Genomic DNA, 18,056 nt, shown 5'->3' on the forward strand with positions numbered 1-18,056 from the left:
CGTCCGACGTTTCAAACTCTAGCCGACCTCCGCTCCGAAAAGCGAATCCGACCGCAATCCACAAAAATGCACACGCCAAATAACCCCATGCCGGGAAGGCGTTGGTATTTCCAGAGAATTGGCCGCCCCGGGACCGTCCGCGCCTATGCGTGTCCGGTGCTCCCTGCCGAGCGACTAGGAAACACTACCCCTCCCCCACGGCATGGGCAAGTCGCCGCTGGTCACAGCTCTCCCCGCCCCGGCCGCGGGGAGGGCGGCGGCGCCGGAGCCCCGGTCCGGCGGTCGCGCCAGAGCACGACCAGGACGCCGCCGACGCCCACGAAGAGCGCGGCGGCGGCGCCGGCCACGGGGAGCAGCGGACTCACGCCGGTGCTGGGCAGTGCCTCCGGGGCGGCCGGCGTCGAGTCGCGGGCGGTCCTCGGCGCATCAGGGAGCGGTTCCGCGAGCGCGCTGCAACCGACGATGCCCGTCATCACCAGTACTGCGACCCCTGCGGCGCACATGGTCCACATTCGTGTTCGTTCCACGGTCCCCCACTCTCATCGCCGACGGACAGGCTCACCCCGCCTGACCAAGCGTTCCCAGCACAGTGGGAGAACCGGACCCTCCGCACCCGGATTGCCCGATATTCACTTGTGCGTGTGACCCGCACCCCTCACAGAATCCACACCCAGTTCGAGCCCTGCGCACAGAGAGCACTGCCGGATCCGCGTCCCGGGGCCGTTCGGGCCCACGCACCGATACCGCCAGCCCGAAGGAGCCGACCTTGAGTCCCGCCCGACCCCTCTCTACCGCTCCGGCCCGGTTGCGGCTGTGCTCCAGAAGGCGCGCGACTCCTCATACGGCGGTGACTACGACCAGCTGCGCTCCTTCGGCACTGGTGCGAACCAGTGAATGAGCCGTGTCCCCACTCGGCGACAGCCGTGGCCTCACAGCGGCATCAGTTACCACGCCGACTGTGAACAGCTGATCGACTTGGTCGACCGGGCGAGAACCGCGGGCCCCGGGAAACCTGTCGGCAATCGGCCGCCTCGACGGCCGTGTCACGCGGCTGTCGAGGCGTCGATGCTGGTCAGGCCGTGGGACGGAGCGGCGGAATCAGCTCGGGAGGCCCAGCAGGTCGCGCAGGGCCCGGTCTTCTCGGACGACGCCGGGCGGGGCCGTCCGTTCGAGGGCGGCGACGAGCCGTTGCCGGTCACGTCGCCGTACGGCGAGCAGGGGGATCCGGCATCGTGTCCCGTTGCGGCCCTCCAGCAGAAGCGTGTGCGGCGCTCGATCGCCGCCTCCCCCGGCCGCCACCGACTGCAGTTCCGCCAGGGGGACGGAGGCGCGGCGCAGACCCCGGCGGACGGTGATCCGGCCACGGCCGACGGTGACGGAAAGCAGGAGCACCACCGCAGGCGCCAGGGCGCTCACGACCGCCGCGATGGCGTACACCGGTGCGGTTGGGCCGCCGTCGAGTGCCTTGGGCAAGGAGATCAGCAGGCCGCCCGCCGCGAGGGGCAGCCCGAAGAGCGGGTTCGGCCGCACGGAGATCGGCGCGGACGAGGGTAACGCTTTGTCAGTCATATCTCGTTCCTGTCGTCGAGAGGATCGGACCGCGGGCCACCGCGAGCGGCGGGCCGCCCCTCGCGAGGAGGGGCGGCCCGCCATGGTGTCCTCGAAGGGACAGTACCGAGCCGGCCCCGGCCGGCAAGCAGCGGCCGGGATCCCGGGTCGATCAGCCGCAGATCTTGCGCCAGACGTCCAGGCTCTTGTCCACGCGGGCCGGGCGGACGCCCTTCAGAGCGCCCATCACCACTGATCCGCCGAGTGGCGCCGCGACGTCCGCCGTCAGGTAGGCGACCTCCTTCCCGCAGTCCCAGGCCTTTCCGCCGTTGCACTTGTCGATCACCAGGGCAACCTCGGTGACGGTGGTCACCGCCCAGGCTGTCCGGGCGACTGCCAGGGCGACACCCGTGCAGGGCAGCGCGCCCACGACGGCGCAGCCCGCCGCCACCGCACCGGCGACGGCCGTGACGGCCGTGGCGACCGAGTTGATCTGCGAGATCACATCGGTGTGGTCATGGACGAACTTCTTGATGTTGCTCCAGCCCCAGAGCCCCGACGGGTCGGTCTGGTTGAGCGGATCGCCGTTGGCATAGCCGTAGGCGCTCAGGGTCTGGTCGACCACCGGGTCGACGCTGAGGAACTGCGCCGTGGCCGGGTCGTAGTAGCGGGCCCGGAGGTACACCAGGCCGCTCTCGTCGTCGCTGTACTGACCCGCGTACCGCAGTGCGGACGACGCCGAGCCCGTGTGCGAGCTGACGGCCCCGTAGGGCGTGTAGGTGTACGCGCCGGCCACCGAGCCCGCGGCGTCGGTCAGGGCGCGGGTGGAGCCCAACTGGTCGTGGAAGAACCAGAGGGTGCCGGTGCCGGTGATCTGCTCGACCGGCAGGTCGTCCGGCCCGTAGACGTACGAGGACGAGCCGTCGGAGAGCAGGTTGGGGATCTCCTGCGCGTCCCAGGTGTAGGAGACGGTGGTCGTCCCGGTGGTCTTCCGGGTCCGCAGGCCGTAGCCGTTGTACGTGTAGGTGCTGGTGGTACCGCCGCTGCTCACACCGGTCAGGCGGTTCGCCTGGTCGTACGTGTGAGTGACGACGGTACTCCCGGTGGTCGCCTTCGTGCGGTTACCCTGCGGGTCCCAGGTGTAGGTGGTCGCGCCGCTCGGCGGAGCGGTGCAGGACGGCACGGCCGGCATCGAGCCCGGCGTGCTCCAGCAGAGCTGGTTGGCCGCGTCGAAGGCCTGCCCGGTGGCTCCGGTCCGGACGGGGTTGTCGGCGGCGTCGTAGGCGTAGTCGGTCGTGGCCGACCCCGTGGTGGAGGACTTGAGCTGGTTCAGCGCCGTGTACTGGTAGGTCCGGGCGCTGCCCGGCACGCCGCTCGGGGTCTCCGAGCTGACGCGGCCCGCGTTGTCCCGGGTGTAGGCGAGCGAGACCAGCGTCGAGCTGCCGCTGGTCAGCCGGTCGGTCAGTGGCTGCCCGGAGTCGTCGAGCGTCGTGGTGGCGGTGGTTCCGTTCGGGAAGGCCGTGGAGGTCCAGTGGCCGGCGCCGTCGTAGCCGAACCCGGTGGTCTTTCCGTTCCAGTCCTTGACCGAGGTCAGGTGGTTGGCCTTGTCGAAGGTGCGGGTGACCGTCTGGGAGCTTCCGCCGGGGTAGATGATCGAGGTCCGATTGCCGTTCTCGTCGTAGCCGTAGCCGGTGACCGCTCCGGCACCGTCGGTCATCGAGACCAGCTCGCCGAACGCGTCGTAGGCGCGCCGGGAGGTGCCGGTGCCGTCGGTCATCGAGCTCTGCCGGCCGGCCGCGTCATAGCCGATCGCGGTCACCGGTGCGGTGGCCGTGTCCGAGAAGGCCACCGAGACGGGCTGGCTGTTCGCGTCGTAGGTGAAGGTGGTCACGCGTCCGCTCGGATCGGTCGACGTCGTGCGTCGTCCGGCCGCGTCGTAGGCGCTTGCGGTGGCGCGGCCCAGCGGATCGGTGCGCAGGGTCTGCCGCTTCTGGGCGTCGTACGCGAAGACGGTGGCCGCGCCGGCTCCGTCGACCGTCCTGGCGACCGTGCCGTCGGGGTTGTAGTCGGTGACCAGCACCGTGCCGTCGGGCCGCTTCACCTTGGTCTGATTCCCGAGGGCGTCGTACGTGTACTGGGCGGTGTTGCCCTTCGGGTCGGTCATCGAGGTGCGGTGCCCGTCCGCGTCGAAGGCGGATGTGCTGGCGTGGCCGAGCGGGTCGACGGCGCCGGTCCGGTTGCCCCACGCGTCGTAGGAGTAGGTCGTGCAGCCCTTGGCCGGCGTGGTGCAGCCCGGTGACGTGCCGGCGGCGACACCGTCCGGTGCCACCTCGCTGGTCAACAGGCCGCGGACGGTGTCGTACCCGTACTTGGTGACGTTGCCCAGTTCGTCGGTCGCGCTGGTGACAGCGCCTGCCGGGTTGTAGGTCTTGCGGCTCACATTGCCGCGCGGATCGACCGTGCGGGTGGTGTCACCCGGGTGGGCCGCGTCGTCGTAGTACACGGCGATGGTCCGGGCCGGCAGCGACTCGCTGACCGGCTGGCGGACGACGCCGGTGAGCAGTCCGAAGCCCTCGGTTCCGGTGTTGGTGCCGCCGGCGGTCGCGATGTGGCCCGGCTCGTCGTAGGCGTATGTGGTTCGGAGTCCGCCCGGTTCGATCACGGACCGGAGATTGTCCGTGCTGTCGTAGGTCCTGACGGTGGTGAACCCCCGGGCGTCACTGGCCGACGTCTCGTTGCCGTGGTCGTCGTAGGTGTAGGTGCGGACGTTGCCGACGGGGTCGGCCTCCGCCGTGATGCCGAGGCTGACCGGGTCGTAGGTGTAGCTCCAGGTACCGGCGGCCGCGGTGCCGTAGCCCTTGGTCTCGGACTGCAGGAGCCCGTTCTGGTAGGTGTACAGCGTCTTGTGGCCGGCCGGGTCGGTGACCAGGGTCTGGCCGGCGGCCAGGTTGGCGCCGCTGTCGGGGCCGTAGGTGAAGGTGGTGGCTCCGCCGAGCTGGTCGGTCTGGACCAGGACGCGCTGGGCGGCGTCGTAGGTCATCGAGACGACCGGGGCCGGTGTGGCCGTGGAGCCGTACTGGCTCGGCCAGCGCATCGAGTTGAGCAGGTGGTTGGCGGTGTAGCCGTACTGGAAGTGGTCGTCGTCCTTGACCACCGGGGTGCGGGTGGTGCCGACCCCGAGGACGTCGGTGAGGTTGCCGGCGGCGTCGTAGCCGTAGGTCACCTGGCGTCCGGAGCCGTCGGCGAGGCCGGTGATGTGGTTGCCGGTCCAGGTGAGCGTGTAGCTGCGCCCGCCGGGATCGGTGATCGTGCTGAGGTGGCCGGCGCCGTCGTAGCCGAGCGTGGTGGCGTAGGGCGGTGAGGCCTTGCTGCCGGCGAGATCGGTCTCGCCGAGCAGGCGCCCGGTGGCGGTGTCGAAGGTGAAGACCTCCTTCGACTTGCGGGTGAAGGTGTAGGTCGTACCGTTCTTCGTCAGTGTCGCGTTGAACCGCGGGGCCGACGGCGCGTAGGTGCCGGCGTTGTTGAGGAAGGCGACCTGGGAGCCGTCCTCCTGGCGGACCGTGACGGTGCCGGTGGCCGGGTCGGTGACGGTGCTCAGGTTGTAGGAGTGGGTCCAGCCCCAGCCGAACGGCCCGTCCGAGGCGAGGGCGCCTGCCGGGCCGGCCGGGTCGGCGACGGCGGAGGCGTAGGTGCGGGTGAAGTCGAGCGGCTTGCCGCGGCCCGGGGTGGTGAGGTCGGTGAAGGTCTCACCGAAGTAGCCGGTGCTGGTGTCGACCGGGTCGCCGGCGGTGCGGCGCACGCAGCCGCACTGCACCCACGAGGGGTTGCTGCCCTTGGGCGCGTCCTGGATGCCGGGCGGGCCGCCGATCGGCTGGCCGGGAGTGCCGCCCATGGGAACGAACGCGACCGCGTCGTAGGCGACGTCGTAGTCGGCGTAGTTGATGTTCCCGGCGCCGGTGACCTCGCTCTTGTTGGTGAGCTGGAGGTTGCCGCCGTTCTGCATCGCGAAGGTGCCGATGGTGACCCATTCCTCGGATCCCCAGTTCTGGTTCACCCGGATCTTCCAGGGGGCCGCGCCGCCGCCGGGGTTGACGGTGTAGACGACGTTGGTGGCGGTGGCGGCCGTCGAGGGGAGATGGATCTTGATCTTGTAGTACTGGAGCTTGGGCAGATTCGGGGTCCAGGTCCCGGTGTTGATCAGGTCCGGGTTGGCGCCGTCCTCGGTGTGGGTGAACAGGACGTGGCCGCCGAAGCCGGCGCCCAGCTGGTGGGTGTCGATCGCGCCGATCTTGTCACCGGCGGCGTTGGTGCCGTACCCGTAGGTGAAGGTGCCGCCCTGCGACCAGTTGGACGGTGCGCCGCAGCCGACCAGGTTGAGCGGTGGCTGGGTCTGCCCCTCGTCGACGACGATCGGAGCGCCGTGGCCGGCGTTGCCGACCTTCGAGGAGTCCAGGGTGCAGGTCGGCGGGTGCGGGTGCGGCATCACCATGGCCGGTTCCGTCGAGCCGGCACCGACGGTGTAGGCACTGGTCGCGCAGGTGGTGGCGCAGTCCGGAATGAACGTGACGGCCTGGTGCCACCAGCACTGGGAGCTCGCCAGGGTGCAGAACTTGGGGTTCGTGGCCCCGGTGGGGTCGCAGTTGTTGTCGGTGCTGCAGAAGGCGGTGACCGGGGGGATCTGGAGCCAGGTCTTGCCGCCGTGGTAGTCGGGCTTGGTGTAGGCGGGCTGGTTGAAGCGCAGGATCGGCTGGCCCATCCAGCCCATGATCCGTTCCTGGTAGGGCCAGTTGCCGGGGTGCGCGGCGTCCGCGTAGGAGTTCTTGAGGTAGGGCGCGCGGGTCGGCGGGTAGTCCGGGTTGCGGGGGTTGTTGGCCCAGCCGAGGCCCCAGTTGCCCTCGGCGCTGGTGCAGGTGGGGCTCGGCACGCAGCCGGTGGTGTTGCCGAACGCGGCGGTGGGCTGGATGCCGGAGTTGTAGGCCCAGGCGGCCAGGTACCAGTTCTCCAGGTAGCGCGGGTTGCCGCCGTTGACGGTGATGCCGGCGTCGTAGAGCTGGTTCCAGGTCCGCTCCAGGATCTGGAGGCCGGCGGAGACGTTCTCCTGGTAGTCGACGGCGATCTTGGTCTGGCCGTTGACCGAGTAGGTGGTGTCGCCCTTGGACATGCCGTTGGTGACCTGGCCGAGGCCGTAGCCGCAGTCGGCCTTGGCGTAGTCCATCTTGGAGATGGAGCCGCCGGCACCGTAGTAGTCGCCGACCAGCGCGCCGCCCGCGAGACCGGGCAGGGCGTGCCAGGAGGCCTGGCTGAAGTTGCTCTCCTGCGCCACGATCGCCTGGTAGACCGAGCGCGGCACGGAGTCGAAGGTGTCGCTCGCGGGGTGCTTGAGCGGCACCCGGGCGAAGTCGCCGTTCGGAGCGTAGGCGGCCAGGCCCAGGTTGGCGTACCCGGCCGGGCGGGTGTAGGCGGCGCCGGTCAGCAGGCCCTGCTCGGCCATCTGGATGGCCCAGGACACCTGCGCGGTACCCGGCTGCATCACCTGCCGGTTCTCGGCCAGCCGGTCCACCGCGCACTTGGGCGCGGCGGCGGCGAGCGCGGCCGGCGGCGCGGCCGCCGGATCGGCCGCGGCGGGGCCATCCCCGGTGCCGCGAGCGGCCTGCTCCTCGGGGGCGGGGGCGGCCTGCTCCTCGGGCGTGGTGGAGGGCGCCGCGGCGGCGCCCTGCCCCGGCGCGGTGTCGCCGGGTCCGGCCGGAGCCGGCGCGAGGGCCGGAACCGCGCTCGACACGGACACCGCGGCGGGGTCGGCGGCGTCCCGCTTCAGGAGCGTGTCACCCGCGGTCGCGACGATCAGCGGGGCCGACACGGCGGTGTCCGGCCCCAGGCCCAGCAGGGCGGCGCCGTCCAGGGACACGCCGGCGGCGCCCAGGGGCAGCTTGCCGGTGGAGACGGAGCGGATGCCGGACTTCCCGTCCAGTTCGGTGGCTCCCAGGGCGACGGACTTCCCGCCCCGGCCCTGCATCAGCCGTAGCGCGTCGCTGGGGCCCTCGCCGAGGGGGGAGAGCTTGCCGTCCCGCTCGCGCATCAGGGCGGAGGTCGGCCGGCCGTCCTTCTGCACGACGAAGTCGACCCCGCCGCCGGCCGCCGGGCGCAGGTCGTAGGCGAGGCCGTCGACCTGGGCGATCCGCACCGGCTCGGCGGGGGTCTCGGCCGAGGACGCGGGGAGGCGGACCAGGGAGGCGCCCTGGGCTCCCACCGGGCCGTCGGAGGTCGGGACGACCGACGTCACCTGGCCGGCCACCGTGGTGGACTCCTTGATCTCGCCGGTCGGCAGATCGACCGTCAGGACCTGGGTGAGCCGCTGGTCGCTTCCCGGGTTGACCGTGAAGGTGGCGGTCTGCCCGGTACCGCAGCCGGGCGAGTGGTACTTGAGCGCCACCCCGGAGGCCACCGGCTTCACCACGCCGCTGGACAGGTCCACCGCGTACGCGAGGGCTCCGTGGTCGCGGGCCTCGGCCCGGTTGACGGCGCCGGCGGGCAGCACCGCGACGGCGGCGTACCTGCCGTCGCCGGACACGCACTGGTAGCCCGTCCAGGACGCGTCGTCGATACCCGCGGGGCGCAGCAGCGCCGTCTCGCGCCACCGGTAGCCGCCGGCGCCGGTGGCCACGTCGATGTGGTAGCCCGAGCTGTCGCCCCAGCCGTTGACCAGGACGTCCTCGGCGGGGCCGAGGACGCCCTCGGACGCCGCGGTCGACGGTTGCCCGGGCGGGGCCGCCGCCCGGGCGGGGCTGGTCGCGGACATCACTCCCGCTATCAGGGCCATGCTGAGGAGAGCCGTCCCGGGTAATCCCAGGAGCGGCCGTTTGCGTGCGGACACGTGGTGCCTCTCAGTGCGTTCGATGGAAGGAAACGGCCGGACCTGGGAGGAGGGTCACCGGACCCTCCGTTCCGGCGGGCCGGCCAGGGCTGTGCCGGGCGACCGTGCGGACGCGACCGCGAGCGGTGCGTCCGTGGTCACCGGCGCAGTGCTTCGAGGGGTTCGATGCGCGCCGCCCGTAGCGCGGGATAACAGCCGGCCACCAGGCCGACGAGACCGCCGATGAGCGGCGCGGGCAGGACGGTGACCGGTTCGATGACGGCGGTCCACTGCTTGGCGACGGCGATGACGATGACGGTCAGGACGCCCAGGCTCGTCCCGATCAGTCCGCCGAGGGTGCCCAGGGCGGTGGACTCGGCGAGGAACTGGACACCGATGTGGCGGGGGCGGGCGCCGAGTGCCCGGCGCAGTCCGATCTCTCCGGTGCGTTCGAGGACGGCGACAAGGGTGGTGTTGGCGATTCCGAGCGCGCCGACGGCGAGGCAGATCGCCGCGAGCAGGAGGAAGAGGCCCGACAGATCGGTGCTGACCTGGTCCCGCAGGGAGCGCGGGTCGGGCGGGGCGGCGGCCTTCAGCAGCCGGGGCTGGTCCGGACGCAGGGCCCGCGGCGCCTGGTCGGCGATCAGCTGGGCGGCTCCGAGGCGGACGTGGACGACGGCCTGCGCGGGCCGGTCGTTCGGCGGGCCGTAGGCGGTCAGCGCGGTACCGGCGGGGACGATCACGCCGAGGAGGGACTCGGGCAGGCGCTGGGTCTCGGCGATGATGCCCACCACGGTGTAGGCGGTGTTGTCGACGAAGACCGCCGGCTGGTTGTCGACCCGGGTGATGCCCAGCAGGCGGGCCGCGGCGGCGCCGAGGAGGCAGACCCGTTCCCCGCGTTCCTGGTGGAAGGCGTTGAACAGCACCCCGCTCTTGACGGTGGGCTGCATCGCGGCGAGCGCCCCCGGGGTGGCGGCGTACAGCCCGATTCCGCCGCCCTGCCGGCCCGGGTCCGCGGCGGACCCGGCGGGCTTGGTCCCGATGGCGGGATTGCGCAGGGGGACGGTCCACCAGAGGCCGCCGTCGACGACCCCGTTGAGCCGCGCCAACCGCGCGTCGGTGTCCGCGGGGAAGCCCGTGCGCGGTTCCTCCCCCGGTACGAGGGCGGTCTTCGGGGCCTTCGTCGGTGTGTCCGTGACGGTGACGGTGGTGGCCTGGAGGAGGTCGAAGGACTTGCCGATCTGGTGGGTGACGGTCGTGGTCAGGGCCAGCACCGCGACGAACACCCCGACGCCGAGGACCGTTCCGAGCATGGTGAGCACGGATCTGGCCGGTCGCTGGATCAGACCGGTGACGGCCTCGCTGACGAGGTCGTGGACGCCCAGGCGGGTGTACCCGGCCCGGCGGGTCCTGCGGTCGCGGACGGCGGAGCGGAGCCGCCGGGCCCGGCTCGGAGGCACCGGGGATGTCATGTGTCCCGCCCGTCGGTGGTGTCCTGCTGGTGGCGGATCCGGCCGTCGAGGATGGCGACCCGGCGGGAGGCCCGGGCGGCCACACCCGGGTCGTGGGTGATGACGATCACCGTGACGCCGTCGCCGTGCAGGTCGTCGATGAGGTCGAGCACAGTCCCGGCGGTGCCGGAGTCGAGGTTGCCGGTGGGTTCGTCGCACAGCAGCAGGTCCGGGGCGTTGACCAGGGCCCGGGCCACGGCGACGCGCTGGCGCTCACCGCCGGAGAGGGTGGTGGGCAGGGCGTCGAGGCGGTGGGCGAGCCCGACCCGCCGCAGGACGGCCTCGGCGACGCCCCGGCGCTCGCGGCGCTCGCGGCGGGTGCCGGTGACGTAGAGCTGGGCGAGGGCGACGTTCTCCACGGTGGTGCGGTGCGGGACGAGGTGGAAGGACTGGAAGACGAAACCGATCCGCCGGCCGCGCAGCGCGGTGCGCCCGGCCTCGTCCAGCTCCCGGAGGTCCGTTCCGCGGAAGCGGTAGGTGCCCGAGGTGGGGCGGTCCAGCAGGCCCAGGAGGTTCAGCAGCGTCGACTTGCCGGAGCCGGAGGGGCCGGTGACGGCCAGGTACTCGCCCTGCCGGACGGTCAGGTCGGTCGGGTGCAGGGCGTCGACCGGCGGGGGGCCCGGGAACGACCTGGCGAGCTGGACGAGCTCGATCACCGGATCCGCCGTGGGCGGTGGCGCGGTGCGGGTGAGGTCGACGGGGTCGACGGGCCGGGCGGCGGTGGTCCTCACTCGCCGATCACCACCTGGTCACCGGGCGCCAGGTGCCCGCCGTCGGTGGCGGTCACCTGGACCATGCCGTCGGCGGACGGCCCGGTGGTGACGTTCACCAGCTGCCGGCTGCCGTCCGGCCGCACCGTGGTGACGTGGGTGCGGGTGTCCGCTCCGGCGAAGACCGCCGCCTCGGGCACCGCCAGGACGGCCCCGGAGGTCGTCGCGGAGGTGATGGTGATCCGGACGTCCCGGCCCGCCCATGCCTTGTCCCAGGGCTCGGCCGGACTGATCGCCAGCGGCAGGTAGGCGGCTCCTCCGTTGACCGCCTGCGGTGGGGGGCCGGTGGGCTCGCCGCCCTTGGCCGCCGGCGGCGCGTCACCGGGCGCGATCAGCGCCCCCACCGATGCCACGGTGGCCTTCGCCTCCCGGCCCTGGGTCTCGGAGAGCACCTGCGCCGCCATCCCCGGCTTGACGAGGGCGGCGCGCGCCGGATCCAGCATTCCGACCAGCTGCATCTCGCCCCGCGCCAGGGTGATCACCGGCCCCTTGACCGGGTCGCCGACCTCCAGTGGCAGGGCGGCCACCCGGGTGGGCCGGGAGGGCAGGTAGACGCACTCCGAGGCGGGCAGCATCGGCCCGTCGACGCTCTCCGCCTGCCGCAGCACCTCCTCGGCCTGGGTGACCCGCTGGCGGAGCGCCGCGAGGTCCGGGCCGGGTGCCGCACCGCCTCCCGGCGCGGCGCTCCTCGTGGGACCGGTGGTCTTCGCGGGATCGGTTCCGCCGCCCGCGCCCGCGGTGGCGCCCGGGGACGGCGCGGAAGCCGTCGCGGCCGGGGGCGCCGGCTTCTGCGCCTCCTTCAACGCGGCCCGGGCCTGGTCCGCCTCCTGCCGGGCCGCCTTCACCGCGGCCGCGGTGGTCGCTCCCGTGACGGGGACCGGGTAGCCCATGGCCGTGTACAGCGCCGTGAGGGCCCGCTTGGTCCCCGGCCCGAACGTCCCGGGGGTGTCGGAGCCGACGTCGTGGCCCAGCCCGCCCAGGGCGGTCTGCAACTGTTCCACGTCGGCCCCGGACTCACCTGGCGTCAGATCGCGGTAGAACGGCAGGGGGCCCTCCAGGGCGAACACCGGGCGTCCCGAGTACTCCACCAGCGGGACACCGGCCTTGACCTCGTCGCCGGGCTCGGCCAGGAGGCGGGTGACGACCGCGTTCGCCCCGCCGGGGTTGCCGGCCGTCGCGGCGACCGACGTGGGCGTCACCGAGGTCTTCTTCCCCTCCGAGAACGTGCCGCGCAGCACCACGGTGCTGCGCAGGACCTGTGACGTGACCGGCGCGGTCACGGTGCTGGCCTGCGGCGGTCCGGAGTCGGCCGCCGCCTGCGCGGGGGACCGCACGAAGGACGAGCCGGCCACCGCGCCGACCGACACCAGCGCGGCGCCCAGGGCGGTCACCATGATGGCCCGCCTGCGTCGTACCAGCCGTCCCCCGGACGCCTGCGGCGGCTCGGACGGCTCTCCGGCTTGCTCCATGACGTTCACTTCGCTCGTTCCTGTCGCCGGCCATCCACGCATGCACGGAATGAGGGGTGAGGACGGGGACGTCCTCCCAGGACCTGCCCGGCCGGTCACCGGGCGGTGGCGGCCTTCACGGCCGCGTCGATCCGGTCGCGGAGCTCGGTGAGGGCGAGTTGGTTCTTCTCGATGAGCTCCCGCTGGATCCGGCTCTCGGTCTCGAACCAGATGCCGACCAGGTTCACCGTCTCCTTGCAGTCGACGTCCGCGAGGGCGACCGCGATCTCGGCCGAACTCACGGCCCCGGCGCCGCCACCGGGCGCGAGCTTGAAGGCGTTCTCGGGAAGGTCGACGGTGTAGCCCTTGCCCGCCATGCAGGAGGACCACTGGCCCAGTGCCTCCTGTACCCGGGGGTCCGCCTGGGAGGTCCCGAAGCTCTCGTTGTCGAGCCGGCCCGACAGGCTGACGTCCAGGATCCCTCCGGCCTTGTCCAGACCCTCCCGTTGGCAGCCCTCCCGGGGGATGGGGATGTTGTTGAAGGTCGGCGGGGCCTCCGCGGCGCCGGGCTTCAGCTCCACGTGGCCGCTGAAGACCGCGACCTGAGCGGCGCTCATCCTCGGGGCGGGCGGCGGGGTGTAGGACTCGCTCCCCAGGGTGTAGCCGAGCTTGGCCGCCGCCTCGCGGTCCGTGATGCCGTACCGGCGGACCATGTTGGTGTCGTCGTAGATGCTCGCGGGGTTGCCGTCGGGCGGGGGCGGATCGTAGGAGAGCCCGAAGCGCGCCATGCAGTCGTGGGTGAGGCGGCCGACCGCCCTGTCGATGGTCTGGCGCTGCGAGTAGTTCACCATGTAGGCGGACATCGGGAGCGCCATCCCCTTGGTCAGACCGCTCTGCGCGACAGCCGGCGGCGCCGCCGCGCCGTGGTCGCCCTTGGGCCCGGCCGGAGCAGAGTCGGAGCAGGCGCTGACGCCCAGGAGGGCACCGCCAGCGATCAAGGCCGCCACGACCGTTCTGGCGGAGGTCCGCAAGCGCGGGTGAAGCGGTTCACCGGTCATTGGATCGCTTTCTCGCGAAGGTGGTGTCGGTCGCCGTGCGGGGGCTGCGATGGTTCCGATCACGTGGCCGGACCGGTCCGGTACCGTCCGGTTCGCCCGGCCCGGTGCCGGGCCGGGCGAACCGTCGTCAGGCGCGCCAGGGTCGGAGCGTCACGGGCGCGTCACCCTGGCGGTCGGGCCGGAAGAGGGCCCGGGGTCCGCCTTCTCAGGCCCAGGCCTGCGAGGCGTTGTTGTTCTTGAGCGTCGAGTCGAGGTTGACGCCGTTGTTGCAGCCGTAGTCGCCCGCGATGTACTGGGCGTGGCCGCTGTAGTTGGAGTTGTAGTAGACCCGGTAGTTCGCGGCCGATGAGCAGGCGAGCACGGACGCCGCGTTGTTCTTCACCGCCTGGCCGTTACCGGCGTTGCCGGAGAAGATGTAGTGGACGTTGACCCCCGCCCCCGCATAGTTGGGCACATTGCCGAGGAACTTCGCACGAGCGCTGTCGGTGTAGCCGTTCCCGTCGACCGAGTTGTAGTGGACGTACAGGACGTTCGTGCCCGAGGCACAGTCGGGGTTCGGGTTGTCGAGGCAGTTGTCCGACACGAAGTAGTCCGCGGCACTGGCCTGACCCGCGACGGCCAGCGAGCCGGCCAGCGCGGTGGCGAGGGCGGCGGCGACCACCGCTCCCCGTGCGAAGACGTTCGACTTGATCTTCATGGCATTCCCTTTCGCGATCACTGGAAACGATTGGAGGCCGGCCCGCGGCCGGCCCTGGTCGCATCTTCGACTCCCCATTTCTCAGGGGAATCGATTTACCGCGGATCGGGCCGTGTTCAGGCCTTCCTTCGCGGCTTCCTCGGGAATTAGCCGCACCCAGGTGAGCGGGCGCGGTGAAATCCCCGTCCAGCACTTGCTCGGGAGCATCTATCAGTGGATCGGGGGTGTACGTCCTGCCGCCCACCCCTCGCTCGCCAGCCCCGGGCGAGCACGAGTACATGACACCACGATGAGGACAAGTCAAATCAGACATACGTTATATATTTTAATAACGTTTTGATATCGCTTGATCGTTGCAGCAGGGTTGTTTGTTTACAAATAGGATCACTATTTCCCGACATTTCATGCTTCCTGACTGACCGTCATAAGGCAGAAACCACCGCAAGGTTCGCCATCGACGCACATCCGACTGTGCGAAGCGGGTCCGCGGTCACTTCGCATGCTCTCTACCTGCGGGGACTTCCCTGAGCGCGTCCGCGGCGCCGTGAACAGCGCTCGCCGCCGAGCCGGGGCGGGGAGGCAGGGCTCGGGCAGGTCGGGGCAGTCATCGCAGACCGAGACACGGAGCACGGCGGACTGGAGGGAGACCAGGACGGGCGGCGCAGGGGAGCCCGCGTGCTGCCAGGCGTTGATGTACAGCTCGTGGAAGGCGGGTTCGGCGTCGTCGATGACGTCCGGCGGCCAGCCGGCGGCGAGGAGCATCGCGCGGAGTTCGGCGCGGACGATGGAGCAGTCGGGCGGGTTGCAGGCACGCATGAGGGAACCTCCGATGGGGTTGTGCCGTGGGGTTCGTCGTCGAGAGGTCGACGGATACGTCGCCGTGAGCCAGGCGAGGACGGGGCTGGTGGATGCCACGCGTGGCTGCTCCGCGGTGCGAAATGGGCAGCAGGCGCCTACTGCCCATGAAGACAGGCATTACTGACGATCCGTCGGATCGGCGTGACATTGATCAGCCCAGCATGGGAGAAATTTTTTCCCGAATGCGAGATGTTCCCTCCATCGTGTTAGCGGCCGCCCCTGGATGGACCGACTGATCGACTGCGCGGCAGACTTGGGATCGAACCCGCCCTGGAAGAAAGCCATGGCACCACGCACGAACCCCACACTCCGTCAGCGGCGACTCGGGGCAGAGCTGCGAAGAATGCGGGAGCAGGCCGGCTTCGCACGAACTGGCTCCGCCTCCTTCGCCCCCGGTCGTGCTCCGTACCGCCCCTGCCGCGTTCGCGGCCCTCCTCCACCGTGCCAAGGCCGGCGAGTTCGACCGCCTTGCCCAGTGGGGCGAGAGGGGCGCACGGCGCAGCCGGGACAACTGTGGGACGGGGGCTTCCAGTTCGGTTGCTTCGTGGCCGGTTGCTGACAGGGTGGGCGGCTTTCCCCATTCATGAGGGCCTGTCACAATCCGATGAGAGCGATGTGACATGTCACATGTGTTCCCGGTGTCCACCAGGAACACCCAACGAAGGAGGAACCCCATGAAGCGCATTGCCGCCGTTCTCGCCGGTACCGCCGCCCTGGCTGCACTGACCGGTGTCCAGACCGCCTCCGCCGGCACGGTGGGCACCACCGTGTGCGGAACCCCGGGTGCGCCGAACCTCGTCACCGTCAGGGCCTGTATCAACACCAACGGAAACCACGTGTACGCGTTCGGCCGCGTCACCACCGACCCGACCTGGCAGGACCAGCAGGTCTCGTTCCAGCTGAGCACCGCCGGCATCACCAGCCCGCCGTTCGCCACCGTCAACCCGACCGTTCTGATCCCGGTCGGCGGAGCCGAGGTCGGCGGCGTCACCGGCACCGTGCCCTGCGGCACCACGGTGACCGCCCAGTTCACCGTGACCCAGCCCGGCTGGTGGACGTCGACCTCGACCATCTCGACCGTCGTGAACTGCTGACCCGGCCCGACCTGCGCCAGGGCCGCCCCTCGCTCCATCGGGCGAGGGGCGGCCCTTCGCGGACGCGGCGCGGCGTGGGCCGGCGCCGAGCCCGTCGCCGTGATGACGGCGGGCGTGCCCCCGGGGTTCAGCCCCTGGACGCGCCCAGGAAGCGCAGCACGGCGAGCACCCGGCGGTGGTCCGCATCGGCCACCGGCAGGTCGAGTTTGGCGAAGATGTTGTTGATGTGCTTGGCCACCGCGCTCTCACTGACCGTCAGCGCCTCGGCGATGCCGGCGTTGGACCGGCCCTCGGCCATCAGGGCCAGCACCTCCCGCTCGCGCGGGGTCAGGACGGCCAGAGGGTCACCGCGGCGGAGCAGAAGCTGGGCGACGACCTGGGGGTCCAGCGCCGTTCCCCCCTCGGCCACCCGCCGTACCGCTGCCGCGAAGTCCTGGACATCGGCCACGCGTTGCTTGAGCAGGTAGCCCACTCCGCTCGTGTTGGTCGCCAACAGGTCGGCGGCGTACCGCTCCTCCACGTACTGCGAGAGCAGGACCACCGCCGTGCGCGGCCGGCCGCGGCGGATCACCGCGGCCGCCCGCACGCCCTCGTCGGTGAAGGTGGGCGGCATCCGGACGTCCACCAGAGCGAGTTCGGGCTGGTGCTCCTCGACGGCGGCCAACAGCGCTTCCGCATCGCCGACTTCCGCGACGACCTGGAAGCCGCCCATCTCCAGCACCTTGACCAGGCCGACCCGCAACAGCACCGAGTCCTCGGCGATCACCGCGCGCACGGCAGCTCCACCGTCACGGTCGTCGGTCCCCCGACGGGGCTGCTGAGCCGGAAGACGCCGTCGACGGAGCCCACCCGCTTGGCCAGCCCGGTCAACCCCGTACCACCGGAGGGGTCGGCGCCGCCCAGCCCGTCGTCGGTGACGTTCATCCGCAGGACCGTCCCGACCCGTCGGACCGTCACCTCGACCCGTGAGGCGCCGGCGTGCTTGGTCACGTTCGCCAGCGCCTCGGAGATCACGAAGTACGCAACCGACTCCACGGCGGGCGCCGCCCGTTCCGGCAGCTCGACCCGCAGGCGCACCGGCAGCGGAACTCGGGCGGCCAGTCCGGACAAGGCCGCGTCCAGGCCCCGGTCTTCGAGCACAGCCGGGTGCAGCCCGCGTACCAGGTCGCCGAGTTCGGCGATCGCCGCCTTCGCCTCCAGGTGCGCTTCTGCCAGCACCTCACGGGCCTCGCCCGGCAGGTCGGGGCGGGTGGCCATGGCCAGTCCCAGGTTGACCGCGAGCGAGACCAGCCGCTGCTGGGCGCCGTCGTGCAGGTCGCGCTCGATCCGGCGGCGCTCGGCATCGACCGCGTCGATCAGGTCGGTACGGCTGCCCGCCAGGTACGCGACCCGCTCCTGGAGCCGATCGGCCCGGCTGGGTCCGAGCAGCGCCGCGGCGGAGCGCGACTCCGCCCGGGCCACCACCCCGGCGAGCCGGGGCAGGAGGGACAGCAGAAACAGGCCGAGCACGGTGTAGCACGGCATCAGCGTCGCCCAGCCGAACCAGTCGCGCCGCACCCCGGCCGGCAGCGCCCACACCCAGCCGTACCCGGTGGCGCCCGCCAGACCCGCCACCGCCGCCACCAGCACCAACAGCTCCGAGAAGGCCGCCAGCGGGCCCAGCAACAGGTGGTACCCGACCTGGCGCCAGGGGCGCGGCGAGGAGAGCCACCGCAGGGCCGTGGCCGGCGACCACCGCTGCGGCACGGGCGCCGAGCGACGGATGTCCACCCCGAGCAGCGCCCGGTGCCGGTACCGCTGAACTGCCGTCAGCACCGGGGTACCGCTCAGGACCAGGGCGGCAGACACCGGGAGCACGAACGCCCAGTTCCCCGTCCTGGCAGTGGTCGCCGCGCCCCAGGCCCACACGGGCACCAGCGCCAGGTGCACCGGGACACCCGTGGCCAGGAAGGCGGTGTCCCGCCGCGCCCGCCGTGCCAGGCGCCCCAACCGGGGTGGAATCGTCATGGCTCGACGTTAGAGCACCTCGACACGGGCCTGCCATGGATCTTGTATCCGCATCCATGGTGAACCCAGTACCACCACGCCGGGGCCGGGCCTCCACCGGGAACGGACTCAGCGCCTCTCAGAGGGCGTTCGATAGGGGAATCCCCCCAACTGTCCGGCTTCCATTGGCGCGGCACGGACTCGGTTCCAGGATCTCGTAGCGGCCGGGCCCGCGT

General features: G+C 71.6%; 11 protein-coding genes. 1 reads left to right on the forward strand and 10 read right to left on the reverse strand.

All coding sequences use genetic code 11. The annotated features are described in order from the left end of the window. Nucleotides 1-221: 221 nt before the first annotated feature. From ABT093_RS38810 to ABT093_RS38845, 8 genes are all read right to left on the reverse strand, one after another. Entirely contained in the window at nucleotides 222-527 is a 306-nt protein-coding gene (locus ABT093_RS38810) for a hypothetical protein (RefSeq protein WP_350572199.1), read from the reverse strand. A gap of 571 nt (nucleotides 528-1,098) precedes the next feature. Then, a complete protein-coding gene (locus ABT093_RS38815) occupies nucleotides 1,099-1,569 on the reverse strand; it encodes a hypothetical protein (RefSeq protein WP_350572200.1) in 471 nt (156 codons plus the stop codon). A gap of 151 nt (nucleotides 1,570-1,720) precedes the next feature. Beyond that, nucleotides 1,721-8,344: an RHS repeat-associated core domain-containing protein gene (locus ABT093_RS38820; RefSeq protein WP_350572201.1), complete on the reverse strand. Its 6,624-nt coding sequence runs from the start codon at nucleotides 8,342-8,344 to the stop codon at nucleotides 1,721-1,723. Nucleotides 8,345-8,556: 212 nt separating this feature from the next. Continuing rightward, complete coding sequence (locus ABT093_RS38825) at nucleotides 8,557-9,858, reverse strand: ABC transporter permease (RefSeq protein WP_350572202.1); 1,302 nt, start codon at nucleotides 9,856-9,858, stop codon at nucleotides 8,557-8,559. Between the two features lie 8 nt (nucleotides 9,859-9,866). Further along, nucleotides 9,867-10,640 carry an ABC transporter ATP-binding protein gene (locus tag ABT093_RS38830; protein WP_502884420.1) on the reverse strand — a complete coding sequence of 258 codons (774 nt, stop codon included), beginning with the start codon at nucleotides 10,638-10,640 and terminating at the stop codon, nucleotides 9,867-9,869. Then, nucleotides 10,637-12,073: an efflux RND transporter periplasmic adaptor subunit gene (locus ABT093_RS38835; RefSeq protein ID WP_350572203.1), complete on the reverse strand. Its 1,437-nt coding sequence runs from the start codon at nucleotides 12,071-12,073 to the stop codon at nucleotides 10,637-10,639. Before ABT093_RS38835 ends, ABT093_RS38830 begins: the two co-directional genes overlap by 4 nt. A 170-nt stretch (nucleotides 12,074-12,243) precedes the next feature. Continuing rightward, nucleotides 12,244-13,125: a hypothetical protein gene (locus tag ABT093_RS38840; RefSeq protein WP_350572204.1), complete on the reverse strand. Its 882-nt coding sequence runs from the start codon at nucleotides 13,123-13,125 to the stop codon at nucleotides 12,244-12,246. Nucleotides 13,126-13,390: 265 nt separating this feature from the next. Continuing rightward, entirely contained in the window at nucleotides 13,391-13,882 is a 492-nt protein-coding gene (locus tag ABT093_RS38845) for a hypothetical protein (RefSeq protein WP_350572205.1), read from the reverse strand. Nucleotides 13,883-15,414: 1,532 nt separating this feature from the next. Here ABT093_RS38845 and ABT093_RS38850 point away from each other — a divergent pair. After that, nucleotides 15,415-15,834 (forward strand): hypothetical protein, encoded by a 420-nt coding sequence (locus ABT093_RS38850; RefSeq protein WP_350572206.1) that lies wholly within the window; start codon nucleotides 15,415-15,417, stop codon nucleotides 15,832-15,834. A 127-nt stretch (nucleotides 15,835-15,961) separates the two neighbouring features. Here the strand turns inward: ABT093_RS38850 and ABT093_RS38855 are convergent, their stop codons facing one another. Both ABT093_RS38855 and ABT093_RS38860 read right to left on the reverse strand, forming a co-directional pair. After that, complete coding sequence (locus ABT093_RS38855; protein ID WP_350572207.1) at nucleotides 15,962-16,609, reverse strand: LuxR C-terminal-related transcriptional regulator; 648 nt, start codon at nucleotides 16,607-16,609, stop codon at nucleotides 15,962-15,964. Next, nucleotides 16,597-17,841, reverse strand: a complete 1,245-nt coding sequence (locus ABT093_RS38860; RefSeq protein WP_350572208.1) for a sensor histidine kinase — start codon at nucleotides 17,839-17,841, stop codon at nucleotides 16,597-16,599. The genes ABT093_RS38855 and ABT093_RS38860 overlap by 13 nt, the downstream gene beginning before the upstream one ends. Between the last annotated feature and the right edge of the window lie 215 nt (nucleotides 17,842-18,056).

It is taken from the genome of Kitasatospora sp. NPDC002551 (assembly GCF_040296005.1).
Classification (GTDB): Bacteria; Actinomycetota; Actinomycetes; order Streptomycetales; family Streptomycetaceae; genus Kitasatospora.

Coding starts and splice junctions, on each gene's coding strand:
- ABT093_RS38835 (WP_350572203.1), bottom strand. CDS start 12,073: ATGGTGACCGCCCTGGGCGCCGCGCTGGTGTCGGTCGGCGCGGTGGCC.
- ABT093_RS38860 (WP_350572208.1), bottom strand. CDS start 17,841: ATGACGATTCCACCCCGGTTGGGGCGCCTGGCACGGCGGGCGCGGCGG.
- ABT093_RS38820 (WP_350572201.1), bottom strand. CDS start 8,344: ATGTCCGCGACCAGCCCCGCCCGGGCGGCGGCCCCGCCCGGGCAACCG.
- ABT093_RS38850 (WP_350572206.1), top strand. CDS start 15,415: ATGAAGCGCATTGCCGCCGTTCTCGCCGGTACCGCCGCCCTGGCTGCA.
- ABT093_RS38845 (WP_350572205.1), bottom strand. CDS start 13,882: ATGAAGATCAAGTCGAACGTCTTCGCACGGGGAGCGGTGGTCGCCGCC.
- ABT093_RS38815 (WP_350572200.1), bottom strand. CDS start 1,569: ATGACTGACAAAGCGTTACCCTCGTCCGCGCCGATCTCCGTGCGGCCG.